This window comes from Nocardia sp. CDC159 (assembly GCF_023740735.1).
Taxonomy (GTDB): Bacteria; Actinomycetota; Actinomycetes; order Mycobacteriales; family Mycobacteriaceae; genus Nocardia; species Nocardia pulmonis.
The window spans coordinates 87,180-104,752 of record NZ_JAMRXH010000010.1 but is presented as its reverse complement, the minus strand read 5'-3'; the positions used below and the strand labels follow the sequence as shown (position 1 = coordinate 104,752).

The window sequence follows — 17,573 nt, the reverse complement described above, 5'->3', positions numbered from 1 at the left end:
ACCAGGTTAACGACCTGCACCGACAGGTGGACCCGGAGTATCCGAGCGCAGTCGCCGCGCCGCGGCGGTGATGGCCTCGTAGAGCGCGCGTTCGGGCTCGGAGAGCCGGTCGCGGCGGCGCAGCAGCACGAACTCCAGCTCTCCCAGCCCGGGCAGGCGGGTGTCCTCTACCGCGAAAAGCCCTGGCGGCAGCAGGCTTTCGGCGTGCACGACCACCCCGAGCCCGGCCAACACGGCCGCCCGCAAGCCCAGTTGACTGTCGCTGACGCAGGCGATCCGCCAGGTCCGCCCCTCCCGCTCCAGCGCGCGCAGCGCGACGTGGCGGGTGATGCTCGGCGGCGGATAGGTCACCAGCGGCACCGGATCCTCGAAACCCGTTGCACCCGAACGGCCCGCCCAGACCAGCCGGTCGCGCCACAGCAGCTCACCGTGCTGCTCGCCGGGCAGCCGCTTGCCGACCATCAGATCAAGTTCCCCCGCCGCCATGCGCGTCTTGAGATTCTCGCTGAGCCCCACGGTCAGCTCCAGATCCACGCCCGGATGGCTGCGCTGGAATTCGAACAGCACGTCGGGCAGTTCGCGCGCCATCACATCGTCGGAGGCGCCCAGCCGGATCAGGCCGGTCAGCCGGGACTCGGAGAAGTAGCGCTCGGCCCGGGCCTGCGCGTCCAGGATGGACCGCGCGAAGCCGACCATGGCCGCGCCGTCGGCGGTCAGCGCGAGATTGCGGGTGTCGCGGCGGAACAGCTCCCGCCCGGCCGCCTGCTCGAGCCGCGCGACGTGCCCGCTGACCGTCGATTGCCGCAGGCCCAGAATCCGACCGGCCGCGGTGAAGCCCCCGGCCCGCTCGACGGCGAGGAAGGTCCGCAGCAGCTCCGGATCGAACATATTCATCACGATACTCGTTCAGAGATATCTACTCCAACGTCTATCGTGATCATTCGGTCACTGGCTACCGTCGAGTAATGAAGTTCCTCGCCAAACTCCGCATCGATGCCTTCATGCTCGGCATCCTCGCCAGTGTGCTGGTGGCCGCCGTGCTGCCCGCCCGGGGCGCGGCCGCGGGCGTGCTGGACTGGGCCACCACGATCGCCATCGGGGTGCTGTTCTTCCTCTACGGCTCCCGGCTCGAACCCCGGGAGGCCATCCAGGGTCTCAAGCACTGGCGATTGCATTCGGCGGTACTCGCGGTCACCTACGTGGTGTTCCCCCTCATCGGGCTGGCGCTGCGACTGCTGGTGCCCTCGGTGCTCACTGAGGAGCTCTACACCGGTTTGCTGTATCTGACGCTGCTGCCCTCGACCGTGCAGTCCTCGATCGCGTTCACCTCGATCGCGCGCGGCAACGTGGCCGGGGCGGTCGTGAGCGCCTCGCTGTCCAACCTGATCGGCGTGTTCGCCACCCCGCTGCTGGTCATGCTGCTCATGAACACCACCGGCGGCGCGACGGTCTCGCCGAAGGCGGTGCTGTCGATCGTGCTGCAGCTGCTGTTGCCGTTCCTCGCCGGGCAGTTGCTGCGGTCGCGGATGCGGTGGCTGCTGAAGCACACGGCCGTCACCAGGGTTGTCGATCGCGGATCGGTGTATCTGGTCGTGTACGCGGCCTTCAGCGCGGGGATGGTCGAACACATCTGGAGCAGCATCTCGCCGTGGTCGCTGGTCGCGGTGGTCGGCATCTGCGCGGGCATGCTGGCCGTGGTGCTCGGCTTGACCTCGGTCATGAGCAAACTGTTCGGCTTCGATCGCGGCGACCGGATCGTGATGATCTTCTGCGGTTCCAAGAAGAGCCTGGCCAGCGGGCTGCCGATGGCGACGGTGCTGTTCGCCGGGCATGCGGTGGGCCTGATCGTGCTGCCGCTGATGATCTTCCACCAGATCCAGCTGTTCACCTGCGCGAGCCTGGCGGGCCGCTGGGGCCGCCAGGCCGAGGAAGCCGAGGCGGCGCAACCGGTTTCGCCGCGGCAGTCCGCGGTCGCGGCCTGAGGCCCGCGCGGCCTCCCGGGCGCCCGCCCGGGAGGCCGTTCGGCCGATGCGGTGTTGCCCTCAGGTAGCCCTTACCCTTACCCGGTGAGTTCCCCCAGCACCTTGCGTTCCGGTGCGCTTTCCCTGGTTTCCAGCGTGGTGATCGGCGTGGCCTCCGCCGGGCCCGCCTACAGCATCACCGCCACCCTCGGCCTGGTGGCCGCCGCCGTCGGGCTGCACGCGCCGATCATCGTGCTGCTGGCCTTCGTGCCGATGCTGCTGGTCGCGATCGGCTATCGCGAACTCAATCAGGTGGAGCCGGATCCGGGCACGACCTTCGTGTGGGCCACGCGGGCGTTCGGGCCGTTCACCGGGTGGATGTCGGGCTGGGCGATCGTGGTGTCGGATCTGCTGGTGATGGCCAGCCTGGCGCAGATCAGCGCGCAGTACACCTTCCTGCTGGTGGGCGCCCAGGGCATCGGTTCGGATCCGACCAGCGGCTGGGTGCTGTTGCTGGGGATCTGCTATCTGATCGTGATGACGATCGTCGCGGTCTGCGGGATCGATGTGTCCGCGCGGCTGCAGTCGGCGCTGCTGACCGTCGAATTCGGCATGCTCGTGCTGTTCTCGGTGGTCGCGCTGGTGCGGGTCGCGACCGGGCACGCGCCGCCGGGGGCGAGCGTGCCGGACCTGTCCTGGTTCGATCCGTTCGCGATCGGCACCTTCAACGACTTCGTGACCGCGGTGCTGTTGATGGTGTTCATCTACTGGGGCTGGGATTCGGCGGTGTCGGTCAATCAGGAGACCGTCGATCCGCGGCGCACGCCCGGGCGCTCGGCCGTGCTGTCGACGGTCACACTGGTGGCGCTGTATCTGCTCGTCACCGTGGCGGCCCAGGCCTTCGCCGGGGCGGGCCGCGAGGGTCTGGGCCTGGCCAATCCCGCCCATGTCGACGACGTGCTCGGCGCGCTGGGCAGCGCGGTGTTCGGCGACAGCACCGTAGGCGACGTGCTGGTGCACTTGCTGTTCCTGATGGTGCTGACCTCCGCGGCGGCCTCGACCCAGACCACGATCCTGCCGACCGCCCGCACGACGTATTCGATGGCGCTGCATCACGCGCTGCCCAGGGCATTCGGCCGCATCGACCCGCGCTGGCTGACCCCCGCGTTCTCCACCATCGTGTTCGGCGCGATGTCGGTCGCCCTGTACGTGGTGCTCAACTTCGTCTCCGGCGGCCGCCTGATCAGCGAGGCGGTCACCGCCATCGGCATCTCGATCGGCCTCTACTACGGCCTGACCGGTCTGAGCTGCGCCTGGCTGCACCGCCACGACTTCACTTCCGACGCAAGGACTTTCCTGATCAAGGGCGTGCTCCCGGCACTGGGCGGCATCGCCCTGCTGTTCGCCGCCGGCTGGACGGCGGTGACCTCCTGGCAGCCGGGCGCCGACGATGCCGCCTGGCTCATGCCCTTCCCGCCGCACTGGCGCATCGGAGCGATCTTCCTCCTCGGCGTCGGCACCCTACTGATCGGCATCCCGCTCTACCTGATCCTCGCCCGGGTGATGCCGAGGTTCTTCCGCGGCCAGGTCCTGGCCCGGCGGCTGCCCGCCCCGGGGGACGCGATCATCGCCGAGGACGCGACGGTCAATACCTGACGGATCGGCGAGTACCGGGCCGATACCCGAAAGACGTTCCGGCGCGGTCTATCCGGCGGCGCAGAACTCGTTGCCCTCCGGATCGCGCAGCACCCACCAATGTCCGGCGGGGCCCTGGTCGACCTCGTCGACCCGGGTTGCCCCGAGCGCCTCCAGGCGGGCCACCAGCTCGTCCAAGCCGCCGGGTGCGCTGTGCACATCGATGTGCAGGCGGTTCTTGCCGGACTTGCCCTCGGGGACGTCCTGGAAGAGCAGCCGCCGCCCCTGGCCGATACCGCTGACCGGGTCGAATGGATCGTCGGGGTGGCGGATCGCGGCGTAGCCCCGGAAGTTCTTGCGGCCCCGGTGCTCGGTCACCGCATCGCCGCCGATGTGGCCCGCGGCCAGCAGCTGGTCGATGAGGACCGTGGGGTCTTCCACCTCGTATTCCAGAGCGGCCGCCCAGAACTCGGCGAGGGCCGGGGCGTTTCTGGCGTCGATGACCAGTTTCCAATTCAGTGCCACGGCCGAAACCTACCTGCCGGGTCCGACAGAAACACGGCGATCTCGTCGACGGTTGGGCCGCGGCCGCGCGATCGCGGGTTAGCCTTCCCAGCGACCCCATAGTCGCGCCGACAGGAAATCCATGACGATGACCGACGAGCATCCGGGATCCGCGCACGAGTCACCGTACGAGGAGATCCAGCAGGTCCCCCTCGTACTCCTGCGGGACGAACCCGCCGCCGCGGCGGCGCGGGAGCGACTGCTGCAGGCGATCGGCCGCGAGGCCGACGCGGTCGCGGACCTGCAGCCCGGCAATGCCGCCGGGGCGCTGGCCGAACTCGCCCGCGCCTACGCCCTGATCACCTCCACCGAGACCACGACGACCGCGGCGCTCAGCGCGCCCGCACCAGCCGGGCGGACGGCACCCGATCCGACCACCTAGGCCGCGGCGGCGAAGGCACCGCGCAACGGAACGATCAGATCGCCGCGCTCGCCGACCTCGATGGTGTCCAGTTCCAGCCAATCGGCAATCTCGCGCAGCGACCGGGCCAGTTCCGCGACCACGTACGGGGAGTCCCGGCCCGGTTCGGCGAAGGCGCCGGGCACCAGTAGCCGCCCGGTGCCGCGCTCGGCGCGCAGATCGACCCGGGCCACCAGCTCGCCGTCGAGCAGGAACGGAAAGACGTAATAGCCGTGCACCCGTTTGGCTTCCGGGGTGTAGATCTCGATGCGGTAGTGGAAATCGAAGATCCGCTCGGTGCGCGGCCGGAAGAAGATGAGCGGATCGAACGGGCACAGCAGCGCGCCGCCCTCGACCCGCCGCGGCGTGCGCGCACCCGCGCTCAGATAGGCCACCCGATCCCAGCCGGCCACACTCACCGGTTCCAACTCCCCCGCGTCCACCAGCGCGGCGATCGCGGGCTCGGTCTGGCTTCGATGCAGGCGGTAGTAGTCGCGCAGATCGGGCTCGGTGGCGATGCCCAGCGCCGTCGCGGCGCGGCGCACCAACTCCAGCACCGCCTCCGCCTCGTCCGGCGTGCGGGCCAGCACCTCCGGCGGCAGCACCCGCTCGGTGAGGTCGTAGTGGCGCTGAAAGCCGACGCGCTTGGCCACCGACAGCTCGCCGGTGGCGAACAGCACCTCGCAGATCACCTTGGTATCGCTGTAGTTCCAGCCCCAGTGGTCCTTGCTGCGCGGGCGATCCAGTTCCAGATGCCGCTCGACCTCACCGGCCGTGCTGGCCCCGAATTCGCCGATCACATCCAGCACATCCTGGGGCAGATTCGGATTGCGCCGCAACACATTCTGCGCGCCGCCCCAGCGACCGTGCCGGTAGCGCTCCATCCGCCACCGCAGCAGCGGCCAGTCCTCGACCGGTATGAGCGCGGCCTCGTGCGCCCAGTACTCGACCAGCCGCCGCGGCCGCCGGGCGCTGTGACTCCACGCCGCCTCGTCCAGCAGCGCCCGGTCGTAGGCCCCGATACGGCTGAACACGGGCGCGTAATGGGCCCGCACCACAGCCGATACCGAGTCCAACTGCAGCAGCTGGGTTCGCTCCAGCGTGCGCAGAATCGTGCGGCGGGAGGGCGGGGACGCCGGGCGCGGCGCGGCGAATCCCTGGGCGGCGAGCGCGGTCCGGCGGGCCGCTGCGGCGGTCATGGTACGCACATGCGAACCATGCCAGACGGCACCGACAAGTTATTTCACCGACCGCGCCTTGGCGGCCACGGCCTCCCCCACGGCGGCCAGCGCGTCGACCGGAGTTCGATTGCGGCCGTGGGTGTCCTGGCCCAGCTGCGGCCACCCCTGACCGTCCGGACCGCGCAGTTGGGTCCAGATCTCGCGGGTCTTGTCCAGCAGCTCGCGCTGCTCGGCCTCGTTCAACGCGGACATGAAATCCTCCTCTGTACCAACGCCGCACCGTGCGGCGAAGTCCTCGGGCGAGAGCCCGTTGGCGGCGTTCATATCGCAGCTGCCGAAGGGCGGGCAGCCCTCGGGCAGGCCGCCGCCGTACCCGTTTCCGTCGGTGTATTGATGCGCGATCTGGCCGGGCAGATGCGGATCGCGACCGTAGCCCGCGCCGATCAGGCGTAGGCCCTGCGGCCGCGTCGGCCACATGCCGAACAGATCGCCGGCATTGGCGTAACCGATCACCCGCCGGGCGTCGCCGAGCCATCCGGCCAACTCCCAGTAGGCGCGGTTGATGCCGTCGGACTGATCCCCGCCCGGATTGCCGCCCGATTCCACGTCGATCATCACGATCATGCGCGGATGCGGGCCGCCACAGCTCGCCACCATCTCGCGGTGGGTGCTCACCGTCTCGGCCCAGTTGGGCCGCCAGTAGAAATAGACGATGAAACACGCCAACCGGCCGTCGTCGGCGGCCGCGGTGGCCCAGGCGTAATTCGCGGCGAAGTTCGGATCCCGGAAGGTGCCGTCGTTGGAGCGGAAGCTCAGGATCCGGTACGGATAGGAATCGTCGACCGGCACCTGGAAATACGAGACATCGGCGAAGAGACTGTCCACCATCGTCGTTCCTTTCGGTCGGTGTGTGCGACCAAGTCTGGAAGCGGCGCATCTCAGCGACATCTCACCGACGTTTCACCGAATCGGACCGATGGGTTGGTCCCCGTAGGGGGTGAAACATACTTGCATTTTCGCCCGATACGCAGGCATGATCGTCAGCCGAAGGCGGCAGTGCGGGCTGCCCGACGAACGCGGCGATCGAGCCAGCCGGTGACCTTCCGCTCGGGGGTTTCGGACATCGGCCCGACAGCAACCGGATCGTCCACCGACGATCCGCGCAGCGGAAGGTCGAGGGTGAACAGCGTGCAGGTAATTGTCAAAAACGAGACGACGAGCGGTCGCAGCGTGCTGGAGGGCGCGTTCGCACTGCTCGAGGTGCTGGCCGACGGCGAAGACCGGGGGCTGACCGGTATCGCCGCCGCGGCGGGCCTACCGAAGGCGACCGCGCATCGGCTCCTGGACCAGCTCGTCAACCTCGGCGCGGTGCAGCGCCGGGGCGGGCGATACACCTTGGGGCCGCGCACTTTTCGGCTCGGTCAGTCCTGGCGGCCCGCGCGGCTGCTGCGGGCGGCGGCGGCCCGGCCACTCGGGCGGCTGGCCGCCACCACCGAGCGCGGCGGGTTCAGCCTGGCCGTCGCGGAGGCGGGGCAGACCATCCTGGTGACCGGAATCGGCCGCGAGGTGAACGAGGTCTTCCCGCTGCGCGCGGGCGTACTGCTGCCGCCCGGTACGGCGGCGGAGAAAATCATCAGGGCCACAACGCCTTTCACCGAACCGCCGCAGGGATATTCGACGCGCGAGTGGGCACAGGCGGCGAGCACGGCGCGCGATCGCGGCCTGGCCTACGACCTGGACATGCGCGCCTACGCGGTGGCCTGCGTGGCCGCGCCGGTGCGCGCGCCCTCGGGCACGGTGGTGGCCGCCCTGGCCGCCACCACGTTCGAGGCGCGCCGGATCGATGCCGTGACCGAGGCGGTGCGCCGCACCGCCGACCAGATCAGCGTCGAACTGGTCCGGCTCGTGCGGGCCGAGCGCGCGGCCTCGCCCTGGCCAGGTTATGAGCCGTGGCCCCAGCCGGATCGGCCGCCCAGCGCCGCGAACGGTTCGTCGCACGCCAGCCATTCGCGCACGGCCTGAAGCCGGGCGGTGTAGCGCACCCAGCCGAATCCGGACCGGGCGTAGTCCCGGCCGACCTCGTCGACGAGGTGCCGAGCCCGCGCCCGGTCACCGTCGGCGGCGGCCAGCACGGCCGAGATCGCCCGGGCCGCAAGCCATTGCGTGCCACCGGGCGGGGCCTCGGCGTAGACGCGCTCCAGCAGCGAACGCGCGGCCGGCATCTCGCCCTTGGCCAGCAGCACGTCGGCGAGATCGATATCGGCCATGCTGATGTCGTCCCCGAGACACGCCTGCGCCGTGCGGCAATGGGTTTCGGCGACGTCGAGGCGACCAGCGGCCGATGCCACCGCGGCGCGGACCAATTCGTTGAGCGACAGGATCTGCCGATCGTCGAGCCGCTTGGCGTACAGATCGGATTCCTCGGCCGCGCACAGGGCCTCGCTCTCGCGGCCCAGCGACAGCAGTGCCTTGGCGGAATTGCTCAGCCCACGGGCCAACCCGTGCTCGTCGCCAAGCTCGCGATCGATGTCCAGGGCACGCCGGTAACTGCCCAGGGCCGCGAGCGCGGCGCCCGCGAACAGCTGGGCGGTGCCCCGGGCGTCGGCGAACGCCGACATCCGGGTCCGGTCGCCGAGCCGCTCGGCCAGCCGCTCACCGGTTTCCAGCGCGTCGACCGCCGCGGGCAACCGGCCGCGCTCGATATCCACGATGCCCTGGTAGTACCGGATGCCCAGCAGCAGCGCCTCGTCGTCCAGGCCGTCGGCCAACCCGGCGGCCTGCCTCAGCAGCTCGGCCGCCCGGTCGAGTCCGCCGGTCATCAACGCGTGAAAGGCGTGGCGGCTCAACGCGTTCGCGCGTTCGGCCGATGTCGCTCCCGGCGCGTCGATCAGGGCGCGAAAATGCCGCTGCGCCTCCCGATACCAGGATCGGACCAGCCACGGCTCGTGCAGCGCGGTGGCCAGCCGCAGACCCGTGGGCGCCCACGCCGTGCCCGGCGCACACTCCAGCGCCTCGAGCAGATTCGGCCATTCGGCGAAGACCTCGGCCACCGCACCGGCCGAGGCGAACCGACGGTCCGCACCAGCCGTCGTCACCAGCTCCAGACACCAGTCGGCATGTCGCGCGCGAGTGAGCGAGACCTCCTGCGCCGCCGCCAGTTTCGTGAGCGCGTACGCGCGAACGGTCTCCAGCAGCGAGAACCTCCGGCCCGCACCATCGATGTGGACCGCCACCAGGCTGCGCTGCACCAGCTCGGCCAGCGCCGGTGCGACCCCGGTCCGATCCAGCTCGTCATCTGGCACAACCGCCTCGGCGGCCTCCAGCACGAATCCGCCCGCGAAGACCGAAATCCGGCGCAGCACCGCCTGTTCGACCGGCTCCAGCAGTTCGTAACTCCAGTCCAGGGCCGCCTGCAGGCTGCCGTGGCGACCGCCGGGACCCCCGACCAGCAAGCGCACCCGGGCGTCGATGCGCTGGGCGAGCTGTGCGACGGTGAGGGTGCGGGTGAGACCGGCCGCGAGCTCGATGCCCAGGGGCAGCCAGTCCACCGCGGCGCACACCGACACCAGATCGGCCCGCTCGGCCGCGGTCAGCGGCCCGACCGAGCGGTCGACGAACAGCTCCACGCTCGCGGGGCGCTCCAGCGCGCCCAATCCGATGACGAACTCCCCCGGCTGGTCCAGCGCGCGCTGGGAGGTGACCAGCACGGTCAGCCCCGGTGTGAGCCGCAGCAGCGTCGCGGCGGTCAGCCGCGCCGCGGCGAGCACATGTTCGGCGCCGTCGAGGACCAGCACCGCATCGCGCAGCACCGGCGCCAGCGCCGCGGCCCAACCCTGCGGCGGCGCATCCACTTCCAACGCGGCCGCCACGGCCGGACCGACGGTGTCGGCGCGGTGCAGCGGGCCCAGTTCCACCAGCCGCACCGCGCGCCCCGTGCTCACCAGCCGTCGCGCCGCCTCCAGCGCGAGCCGCGACTTCCCGCTGCCGGGCGGGCCCACCACACTCACCAATCCCGGCCGCGAGGCCGCACCCAGCACCGCGGACAGCTCGCGCCGCCGACCCAGGAAGCTGTCGGTCGGCACGGGCAGCGCGCCGGTGTACTCACTCCCGGCGGGTTCCGGAGCGGGGGCGAGACGGGCGGGCGCGGTGCGCAGCGCCGGATCGTGGTTGAGCATCCGCAGTTCCAGCTCCGCGGTCTCCGGCGCCGGGTCCACGCCCAGCTCGTCCGACAGCGCCCGGCGCAGCCGCTGCAACCGATCCAGCGCATCGGCCTGACTTCCCGTGCGGTACACCGCGATCGCGTGCAGCCGGGTCAGCGGCTCGTGCAGGGGATGCTCGTCGACCAGGGCCGCCAGCTCGGCGATCACCTCGGCCTCGGCGCCCAGCGCCACCGCCGCGTCGAGTCCGGTGACGGTCAGCCCGAGCCGCCACTCCTCCAGCCGCGCCGCCTCGGCCCGCACGAACGGCACCGCCATCAGATCGGCCAGCGCCGTTGCGCGCCAATGCGACAGCGCCTCGCGGGCCGCGGCGCGCACCTCCTCGTGCCGCCCGGCCCGCCGCGCGGCATGCATGCGGTCGGCCGCGGCCTCGGCGGCGGCCAGATCGGCGAGCACGATATTCGCGCGATAGCCCGCGGGCGAGCGCAGCACCGCGTTGGCATGTCCGCCCAATGCCGCGCGCAGGCGCGAAATCAGCACGCGCAGACGCGGAATCGGCCGGGTAAGATCGCCGTCGCCCCACAGATCGACGGCCATTCGCTGATCCGGAACCGGCGTACCGCGCGCCAGGCCCAACCGCACCAGCACCGCCCGTTCCAGCGGACGGTCGACGGCGATCTGCCGTCCCTCGGCCCATACCAGCACCGGACCGAGCACTCGCACCTCGACGGGGGGCTCCTCCGACCCGCCCCCGCGTTGCCGACTCGCTACACTCATCGCCCCTCGCGATCGTTCTGTCGTGCACCGAACCGACGGCTCTCGCTTTGTGAAGCGCCAACCCCGACCGTCGGCAGTGCGGTTCGAATGTCCGAAATGAAGCCCCCGAGCCCGCCCGCGAGCACGAGCATGGCGGACCGGCCCTGCTGAACGGAAGTAATCGGTCCGGTCAACGGACCGCGCGACAACTATGTCGAGCGGCACCGACAGATCGACCGCCTCTGCTACGGTGACAGCATTCGATACATCGATGTATCCAACCTCGCCGAATGGAGGACCCGTGCCGTCGTCGCAACAGCCGGATGTGATCGTCGTCGGAGCCGGACTGGCCGCATTGGTGGCCACCTACGAGCTCACCAAGGCCGGGCGACGCGTCCTCGTCCTGGATCAGGAGAATCGCAACAACCTTGGTGGACAGGCGTTCTGGTCGCTGGGCGGGCTGTTCCTCGTCGACACCCCCGAACAGCGTCGGCTCGGCATCAAGGACTCGGTCGAGCTGGCCTGGCAGGACTGGCAGGGCTCGGCCGGGTTCGACCGCGACGACGAGGACCACTGGGCCCGACAGTGGGCCCGCGCCTACGTCGAATTCGCCGCCACCGAGAAGCGGCAGTATCTGCACGACCTCGGGCTGCGGGTGGTGCCGCTGGTGGGGTGGGCCGAACGTGGTGGGGCGGCCGCGGACGGACACGGCAATTCGGTGCCGCGCTTCCATCTCACCTGGGGCACCGGGCCGGAGGTGGTGCGGGTCTTTCTGGAGCCGGTGCTCGCGGCCGAACAGCGCGGCCTGGTCGAATTCGCGTTCCGCCATCGCGTGGACGAGTTGATCGTGGACAACGATGCGGTGGTCGGAGTGCGGGGCGCGGTGCTCGAGCCCACCGATCTGGACCGTGGCCGGGCGTCCTCACGAACTGTGGTGGGTGAGTTCGAATTCCGCGCCCCCGCGGTGCTGGTGGCCTCCGGCGGCATCGGCCACAACCATGAGTTGATCCGCAAGAACTGGCCGACCGACCGGCTCGGCCCGTGCCCGAAGACCCTGATCTCCGGCGTGCCCGCGCATGTCGACGGGCGCATGCTGGCCATCACCGAGGCCGCCGGTGGCCGCATCGTCAACCGCGATCGGATGTGGAACTACACCGAGGGCCTGCACAACTGGGATCCGATCTGGCCCGACCATGCCATCCGCATCATCCCGGGACCGTCCTCGCTGTGGTTCGACGCCAACGGAAAGCGCCTGCCCGCACCGTGTTTCCCGGGTTTCGACACCAACTCCACCATGAAGGCGATCCTGTCGACCGGCTACGACTACTCCTGGTTCGTGCTGTCGCGGACGATCATCGAGAAGGAGTTCATGCTCTCGGGCTCCGAGCAGAATCCGGATATCACCGGCAAGGATCTGAAATACGCGATGCGCGCCCGACTCGCCAAGGGCGCGCCGGGACCGATCCAGGCGTTCGTCGACCACGGCGTCGACTTCGTCGTGGGCAAGACGGTGACCGAACTGGTCGAGGGCATGAACAAGATCAGCCGCGGCCCCCTGCTCGACGCCGCGGACATCGAGCGCCAGATCGTCGCCCGCGACCGCGAGGTGGCCAACAAGTTCAGCAAGGACGCCCAGCTGATGGCCATCGCCAATGCCCGCCGCGCCCTCGGCGACAAACTCGCCCGCGTCGTCCCCCCGCACCGCATCCTCGACCCCGCCCACGGCCCGCTGATCGGCATCCGCCTGAACATCCTGACCCGAAAGACCCTGGGCGGCGTGCAAACAAACCTCGACTCCCAGGTCATCCGCCCCGACGGCACCCCCTTCCCCGGCCTGTACGCCGCGGGTGAGGTCGCCGGCTTCGGGGGCGGGGGCGTGCACGGCTACAACGCCCTCGAGGGCACCTTCCTCGGCGGGTGCGTCTTCTCCGGTCGCGCCGCGGGCCGCGCCCTCACCCGCGTGCTGGACTGAGCGGGCGGGTCAGCTGATCCGGGGCAGGTTGACGACCTGGCCCGCATAGGCCAGACCGGCGCCGAAGCCGAGCAGCAGGGCGGTGTCGCCCGGCTTGGCCTCGCCGGAACGCAGCAGTTGTTCCATGGCCATGGGGATCGAGGCGGCGCTGGTGTTGCCGGTGCGCACGATATCGCGGGCGACGGCCACCGAATCCGGGATGCCCAGGGCCTTGATCAGCGCGTCGATGATGCGCATGTTGGCCTGGTGCGGGACGAAGGCGTCCAGCTGGTCGGCGCTGACACCGGCCTGGTCGAGCGCGTCGCGACACGCCTTCTCCAGGAAGGTGACCGCCCAGCGGAACACGGCCTGGCCGTTCATGCGGATATAGGGCCGCACCGTGCTGCCGCCGTTGGCCTCGGCCGCCGCGACCTCGGCGAAATACTGCTGGAAGTCCTTGTCCTGCTTGATCGCCGAGGTCTGGCTGCCGTCCGAGCCCCAGGCGACCGGGCCGATGCCCTCGGTGTCCGACGGCCCCACCACGACCGCGCCCGCACCGTCGGCAAAGATGAACGCGCAGGTGCGGTCGGCCGGATCGAGCAGGTCCGACAGCCGCTCCACGCCGATCACCAGCACATATCGGGCCTGCCCGGCCCGCACCAGGTTGGCGGCATTGGCCAGCGCGTAGCAGAAGCCCGCGCAGCCCGCCGAGACGTCGAAGGCCGCGGTGTCGTGCATGCCGAGTTCGGTGGCCACCACCGCACCCGCCGACGGACCCAGCACCATCTGCGACGAGGTCGCCAGCACGACCGCGTCGATCTGCTCGGGCGCGATATCGGCGGCCGCGAGGGCCTCGCGGGCGGCCGCGGTGCTCATCGACACGATCGTCTCGTCGGCCTCGGCCCAGTGCCGGGCCTCGATGCCGGAGCGCGTCCGGATCCACTCGTCGGAGGAGTTGATCTGCTCGACGATGTCCGCGTTGGGCACGACGCGACGCGGGCGATACACCCCGAGTCCGAGCAGGGTGGCGTGAGCGACCGGGGTGGCGGTTGCGATTGGGGCGGGCACGACTTCCTCTCCACATGAACCGATCGGTTCACCTGCCTACGATCTAACATGAACCAATCGGTTCACACAAGGTTTGAAAGGGGGCTCTAATGACGACGGCGGGCCCGCGCGCGCGTTTGCTGGCGAGCACCATCACCATCGTGCAGGAACACGGCGTGCACGCCGCCGGTCTGAGTGCACTGCTCGAGCGCAGCAACGCCTCGCGCAATTCGCTGTATCAGCACTTCCCCGCCGGGAAGGGCCAGCTCGTGGAGACGGCCGCGCGAATCGTCTCGCGCCTGGTCTATCAGCATCTGAGCACGGTCGCCGACGCCCTGGCCAGCGCGTCCTCGGCCGAGCAGTGGCTCGACGATCTGTTCGCCTTCTGGCGTCGGCCACTCGAGTCCAGTGACTATCGCAAGGGGTCGTTCATGATGGCCGCCGCCCTGGACGAGCTCGATCCGGCCGTCCAGTCCGCGGCCGGGCAGGCATTCACGGATTGGACGGCCCGGCTCGCCGACGGCATGGTCGCCGCGGGCATCGACAAACCCGACGCCTCCGCGCTGGCCAGCCTGCTGCTGTCGGTGATCGAGGGCACGATCGTGCAGAGCCGCGCCCTCAAGTCCACCGAGCCGTTCACCGATGCCCGCACCCAGCTCGCGGTGTTACTGCGCCATCATCTGCCCGGAAGCTGAGTTCAGAGCAGGCCGTACGGCGAAAGCGCGTCGATCAGCCCGGTCCGCCGCTCCAGCGTGGGCGCGGGATCGACGAGCGCGAACCGGCAGCCGACCGCCGTCGCGCCCCCGTCGGCATGTTCGCTGTCGCCGACCATGAGCGCGTTGCGGGTCCCCACGCGCTCCAGGGCCCACTCGAAGATGCCCGGATCGGGCTTGACCGTGCCGATCTCGTAGGACAGCGCGAAGGCCGTGATGTGGCGATCCCAGCCGCGCGCGGCGAAGGCGGGCCGGAAGTCGAAGGCGATATTGCTGACCACCGCGATCGGAATACCTTGGGCGGCAAGCCCTTCCAGCACCTTCCCGGTATCCGGATACGGCGTCCACCCGGCCGGATCCACGCTGCGGGCGTACAACCGCTCGGCCTGCGCGTCGGCCAGACCGGACTTCCGCAATACCGCCAGATAGGCATGCCGGTGCAGCGCGGGGTCCAGATCCCGGTGGTCCCAGGCGTATTGGGCGCGCTCGTCGAATGTCACCGCCTGCCCCACCGGCGTGGTCATCCGCCGCAGGATCTCCGCCGATTCCTCGGCGTCCAGCGGACGCCCGTCGGCCGTGATGAGATCCGCCGCCCAGCTCTCGTCGTCCTCGAGTCGGAAAAGGGTCCCGGAGAAATCGAAAAGCACCGCTTCGACAGTCACGCGGCCAGCGTACCGAGTCGTCCCATGACCCGACTCACACATCAGCTTGTCTGAGGAGTTTGCTACCGTGATCGCATGGTCGGCTCCCCCATTCTCCAGGTCGACGCCGTCGACTTCGTGCGCAACCGCAACCCCATCCTCCGCGCGGTCTCGCTGGCCGTCCGGCCCGGCGAGCACTGGGCGCTGCTGGGGCCCAACGGCGCGGGCAAGACCACCCTGCTGAAACTGCTCGGCGCGGTGGAACATCCCACACACGGTTCGGTCGAGGTCCTCGGCCACCGCCTGGGCCGGGTGGATATGCGCGAACTGCGCACGGCCATCGGCCATGTCGACCCGCGCCACACCCCGCCCTATCCGCTCACCGCGCACGAGGTGGTGCTCACCGGGCGCACCAACACCGCGGATCTGAAGCAGCGCTGGAGTCCGACCGCGGCCGATATCGCCGAGGCCGACCGGCTGATCGATCTGCTCGGCCTCACCCACCGCCGCGACGCCCGCTGGCCCACCCTCTCGCAGGGCGAGCGCGGCCGCGCGCTGATCGCCCGCGCGCTGCTGCCCAATCCGCGGCTGCTCCTGCTCGACGAGCCCGCGACCGGACTGGACGTCGCCGGACGCGAACAGCTCATCGACCGCATCGATCGACTGCAGGCCGCGCATCCGGACCTGGCCTCGGTGCTGGTCACCCATCATCTGGAGGAACTGCCGCCCGGCACCACGCACGCCATGCTGCTGCGCGCGGGCCGCAGCGTCGCCCAGGGGCCGGTCGCGGACGTGCTCACCGACGCCCATGTCAGCGCCTGCTTCGACCACCCGATCCGGCTGACCCGGATCGAGGGCCGCTGGCAGGTGCGCACCGACCGGGCGGTGCGCACCTAGCGGTCAGTCGCCGTCGAGCGGAATATTGGCCACCACCGGGAATTCGCCCGTGTAGCCCTCGCGCTCGCGGGCGATCCCCAGCACCCGCTTGCGGGCGGCGAACCACCCGACGATCAGCGCCGGGACGAGGACCACCAGGCTGGCCACGGTCCAGGTGCCCACCGGATAGTCGAAGGCGGTCAGCACCAGCACGGCCAGCAGGAATGCGAGCGTCGCGAAGCTGGTGTAGGGCGCACCGAACATGCGGAACGCCGGACGCTCGGCCTCGCCGCGCTTCCACCAGCGCCACAGCTGCAGCTGGCACAGCACGATGGTGGCCCAGGAGGCGAGGATGCCCAGCGAGGCCACGTTCAGCACGATCTCGAAGGCCCGGGCGGGTACGAAGTAGTTCAGCGCGATGCCGAACAGCGCGACCACACTCGTCAGCAGAATGCCGCCGAAGGGCACGCCGCGGCTGTTCATGCGGCTGGTGAACTTGGGCGCGCTGCCGTTCATCGACATCGACCGCAGAATGCGACCGGTCGAATACAGCCCGGCGTTCAGGCTGGAAAAGGCCGCGGTGAGCACCACGAAGTTCATGATGGAACCGGCATTGCCGATGCCGAGCTTGGAGAAGAACGTGACGAATGGGCTCTCCCCCGCCGAATACGCCGTATAGGGCAGCAGCAGCGCCAGCAGGATCAGCGAACCGACATAGAACACCGCGATTCGGAAGATCACCGAGTTGATCGCCCGCGGCATGATCTTCTGCGGATTCTCCGTCTCGCCCGCCGCGGTGCCGACCATCTCCACCGCCGCGTAGGCGAACACCACCCCGGAGGTGACGGTGACCAGCGGCAGGATGCCGGTCGGGAACCAGCCACCGGTATGGGTGATGACACTCAAACCCGTGCTCTGACCCTCGATCTCGAAGCGCCCGGCCAGGAAGATCGTGCCGATGATCAGGAACGACACCAGGGCGACGACCTTCACCAGCGCAGCCCAGAATTCCAGCTCGCCGAACCACTTCACCGAGATCAAGTTGATGCTCAGCACGATCAGCAGCGCGATCAGCGCCAGGATCCACTGCGCGATCGGCTGGAACGGACCCCAGAAGTGCAGGTAGGTGGCGATCGCGGTGGTGTCGACGATGCCGGTCATCGACCAGTTCAGGAAGTACATCCAGCCCGCGACGAAGGCGGCCTTCTCGCCGTAGAACTCGCGGGCGTAGGAGACGAACGATCCCGACGAGGGCCGGTGCAGCACCAGCTCACCCAGCGCTCGCAGGATGAAGAATACGAAGATGCCGCAGACGGCGTAGACCAGGAACAGGCCCGGCCCGGCATTGTGCAGGCGGCCACCGGCACCGAGGAATAATCCGGTGCCGATTGCGCCGCCGATCGCGATCATCTGCAGCTGACGTGGCTTGAGGCTCTTGTGATAGCCATCGTCTTCCGCGTCGAGGTACGTGTTGCCTCGCACTTGGGTCATCTGTCGGTTGTTCCTTCTTCGACTCCGGGAGGCCCTGACGTTACCTGGTCAATAGCCGGGCCCCGCACATCGGCCTCGGATTTCGACCTGCACACACAATAGAGTCCGATAGGGCAAATTCGGTTCAGCCGAGTGGAAATAGCTGGGTAAACGCTCCGATCCGCCGGTCGGCGTAGGGGATCGAAATCCCCGCCCGCTGC

General features: G+C 69.7%; 15 protein-coding genes. 7 read left to right on the top strand and 8 right to left on the bottom strand.

Features of this window, described 5'->3' with window-relative positions; all coding sequences use genetic code 11:
* Positions 1–6: 6 nt before the first annotated feature.
* Positions 7–894, bottom strand: a complete 888-nt coding sequence (locus NDR87_RS22400; RefSeq protein WP_251915049.1) for a LysR substrate-binding domain-containing protein — start codon at positions 892–894, stop codon at positions 7–9.
* A gap of 71 nt (positions 895–965) precedes the next feature.
* Between NDR87_RS22400 and NDR87_RS22395 the strand changes: the two genes are divergently transcribed.
* On the top strand, positions 966–1,982 hold the full coding sequence (locus NDR87_RS22395; protein ID WP_251915051.1) for a bile acid:sodium symporter family protein: 1,017 nt from the start codon (positions 966–968) through the stop codon (positions 1,980–1,982).
* Between the two features lie 84 nt (positions 1,983–2,066).
* Positions 2,067–3,617, top strand: coding sequence for an APC family permease (locus NDR87_RS22390; protein ID WP_251915053.1), 1,551 nt, complete (start codon positions 2,067–2,069; stop codon positions 3,615–3,617).
* A gap of 48 nt (positions 3,618–3,665) precedes the next feature.
* On the opposite strand, the gene NDR87_RS22385 is transcribed toward NDR87_RS22390, so the two are convergent.
* Complete coding sequence (locus tag NDR87_RS22385; protein WP_251915056.1) at positions 3,666–4,121, bottom strand: VOC family protein; 456 nt, start codon at positions 4,119–4,121, stop codon at positions 3,666–3,668.
* A 121-nt stretch (positions 4,122–4,242) separates the two neighbouring features.
* Between NDR87_RS22385 and NDR87_RS22380 the strand changes: the two genes are divergently transcribed.
* On the top strand, positions 4,243–4,542 hold the full coding sequence (locus NDR87_RS22380; RefSeq protein WP_251915058.1) for a hypothetical protein: 300 nt from the start codon (positions 4,243–4,245) through the stop codon (positions 4,540–4,542).
* Here NDR87_RS22380 and NDR87_RS22375 read toward each other — a convergent pair.
* Positions 4,539–5,768: a winged helix-turn-helix domain-containing protein gene (locus NDR87_RS22375; RefSeq protein WP_251915059.1), complete on the bottom strand. Its 1,230-nt coding sequence runs from the start codon at positions 5,766–5,768 to the stop codon at positions 4,539–4,541. The genes NDR87_RS22380 and NDR87_RS22375 overlap by 4 nt on opposite strands.
* Before the next feature lie 30 nt (positions 5,769–5,798).
* Positions 5,799–6,629 carry a hypothetical protein gene (locus NDR87_RS22370; protein ID WP_251915061.1) on the bottom strand — a complete coding sequence of 277 codons (831 nt, stop codon included), beginning with the start codon at positions 6,627–6,629 and terminating at the stop codon, positions 5,799–5,801.
* Between the two features lie 300 nt (positions 6,630–6,929).
* Here NDR87_RS22370 and NDR87_RS22365 point away from each other — a divergent pair, with 300 nt between their 5' ends.
* On the top strand, positions 6,930–7,763 hold the full coding sequence (locus NDR87_RS22365) for an IclR family transcriptional regulator (protein WP_251915064.1): 834 nt from the start codon (positions 6,930–6,932) through the stop codon (positions 7,761–7,763).
* Here the strand turns inward: NDR87_RS22365 and NDR87_RS22360 are convergent.
* Positions 7,682–10,675 (bottom strand): BTAD domain-containing putative transcriptional regulator, encoded by a 2,994-nt coding sequence (locus NDR87_RS22360; protein WP_251915066.1) that lies wholly within the window; start codon positions 10,673–10,675, stop codon positions 7,682–7,684. The two genes, NDR87_RS22365 and NDR87_RS22360, sit on opposite strands and share 82 nt — an antisense overlap.
* A gap of 250 nt (positions 10,676–10,925) precedes the next feature.
* Between NDR87_RS22360 and NDR87_RS22355 the strand changes: the two genes are divergently transcribed.
* The gene (locus NDR87_RS22355; protein WP_286013908.1) at positions 10,926–12,626 is read left to right on the top strand and encodes an FAD-binding dehydrogenase; all 1,701 of its coding nucleotides are present in this window, start codon (positions 10,926–10,928) and stop codon (positions 12,624–12,626) included.
* A 9-nt stretch (positions 12,627–12,635) separates the two neighbouring features.
* Here NDR87_RS22355 and NDR87_RS22350 read toward each other — a convergent pair whose 3' ends face one another.
* Complete coding sequence (locus NDR87_RS22350; protein WP_251915071.1) at positions 12,636–13,673, bottom strand: beta-ketoacyl-ACP synthase III; 1,038 nt, start codon at positions 13,671–13,673, stop codon at positions 12,636–12,638.
* Between the two features lie 89 nt (positions 13,674–13,762).
* Between NDR87_RS22350 and NDR87_RS22345 the strand changes: the two genes are divergently transcribed.
* A complete protein-coding gene (locus tag NDR87_RS22345) occupies positions 13,763–14,347 on the top strand; it encodes a TetR/AcrR family transcriptional regulator (RefSeq protein WP_251915072.1) in 585 nt (194 codons plus the stop codon).
* A gap of 2 nt (positions 14,348–14,349) precedes the next feature.
* On the opposite strand, the gene NDR87_RS22340 is transcribed toward NDR87_RS22345, so the two are convergent.
* The gene (locus NDR87_RS22340) at positions 14,350–15,069 is read right to left on the bottom strand and encodes an HAD family hydrolase (protein ID WP_251915074.1); all 720 of its coding nucleotides are present in this window, start codon (positions 15,067–15,069) and stop codon (positions 14,350–14,352) included.
* Positions 15,070–15,102: 33 nt separating this feature from the next.
* Between NDR87_RS22340 and NDR87_RS22335 the strand changes: the two genes are divergently transcribed.
* Positions 15,103–15,903: an ABC transporter ATP-binding protein gene (locus NDR87_RS22335; protein ID WP_251915076.1), complete on the top strand. Its 801-nt coding sequence runs from the start codon at positions 15,103–15,105 to the stop codon at positions 15,901–15,903.
* Positions 15,904–15,906: 3 nt separating this feature from the next.
* Here NDR87_RS22335 and NDR87_RS22330 read toward each other — a convergent pair whose 3' ends face one another.
* The gene (locus NDR87_RS22330; protein WP_251915078.1) at positions 15,907–17,373 is read right to left on the bottom strand and encodes an amino acid permease; all 1,467 of its coding nucleotides are present in this window, start codon (positions 17,371–17,373) and stop codon (positions 15,907–15,909) included.
* Between the last annotated feature and the right edge of the window lie 200 nt (positions 17,374–17,573).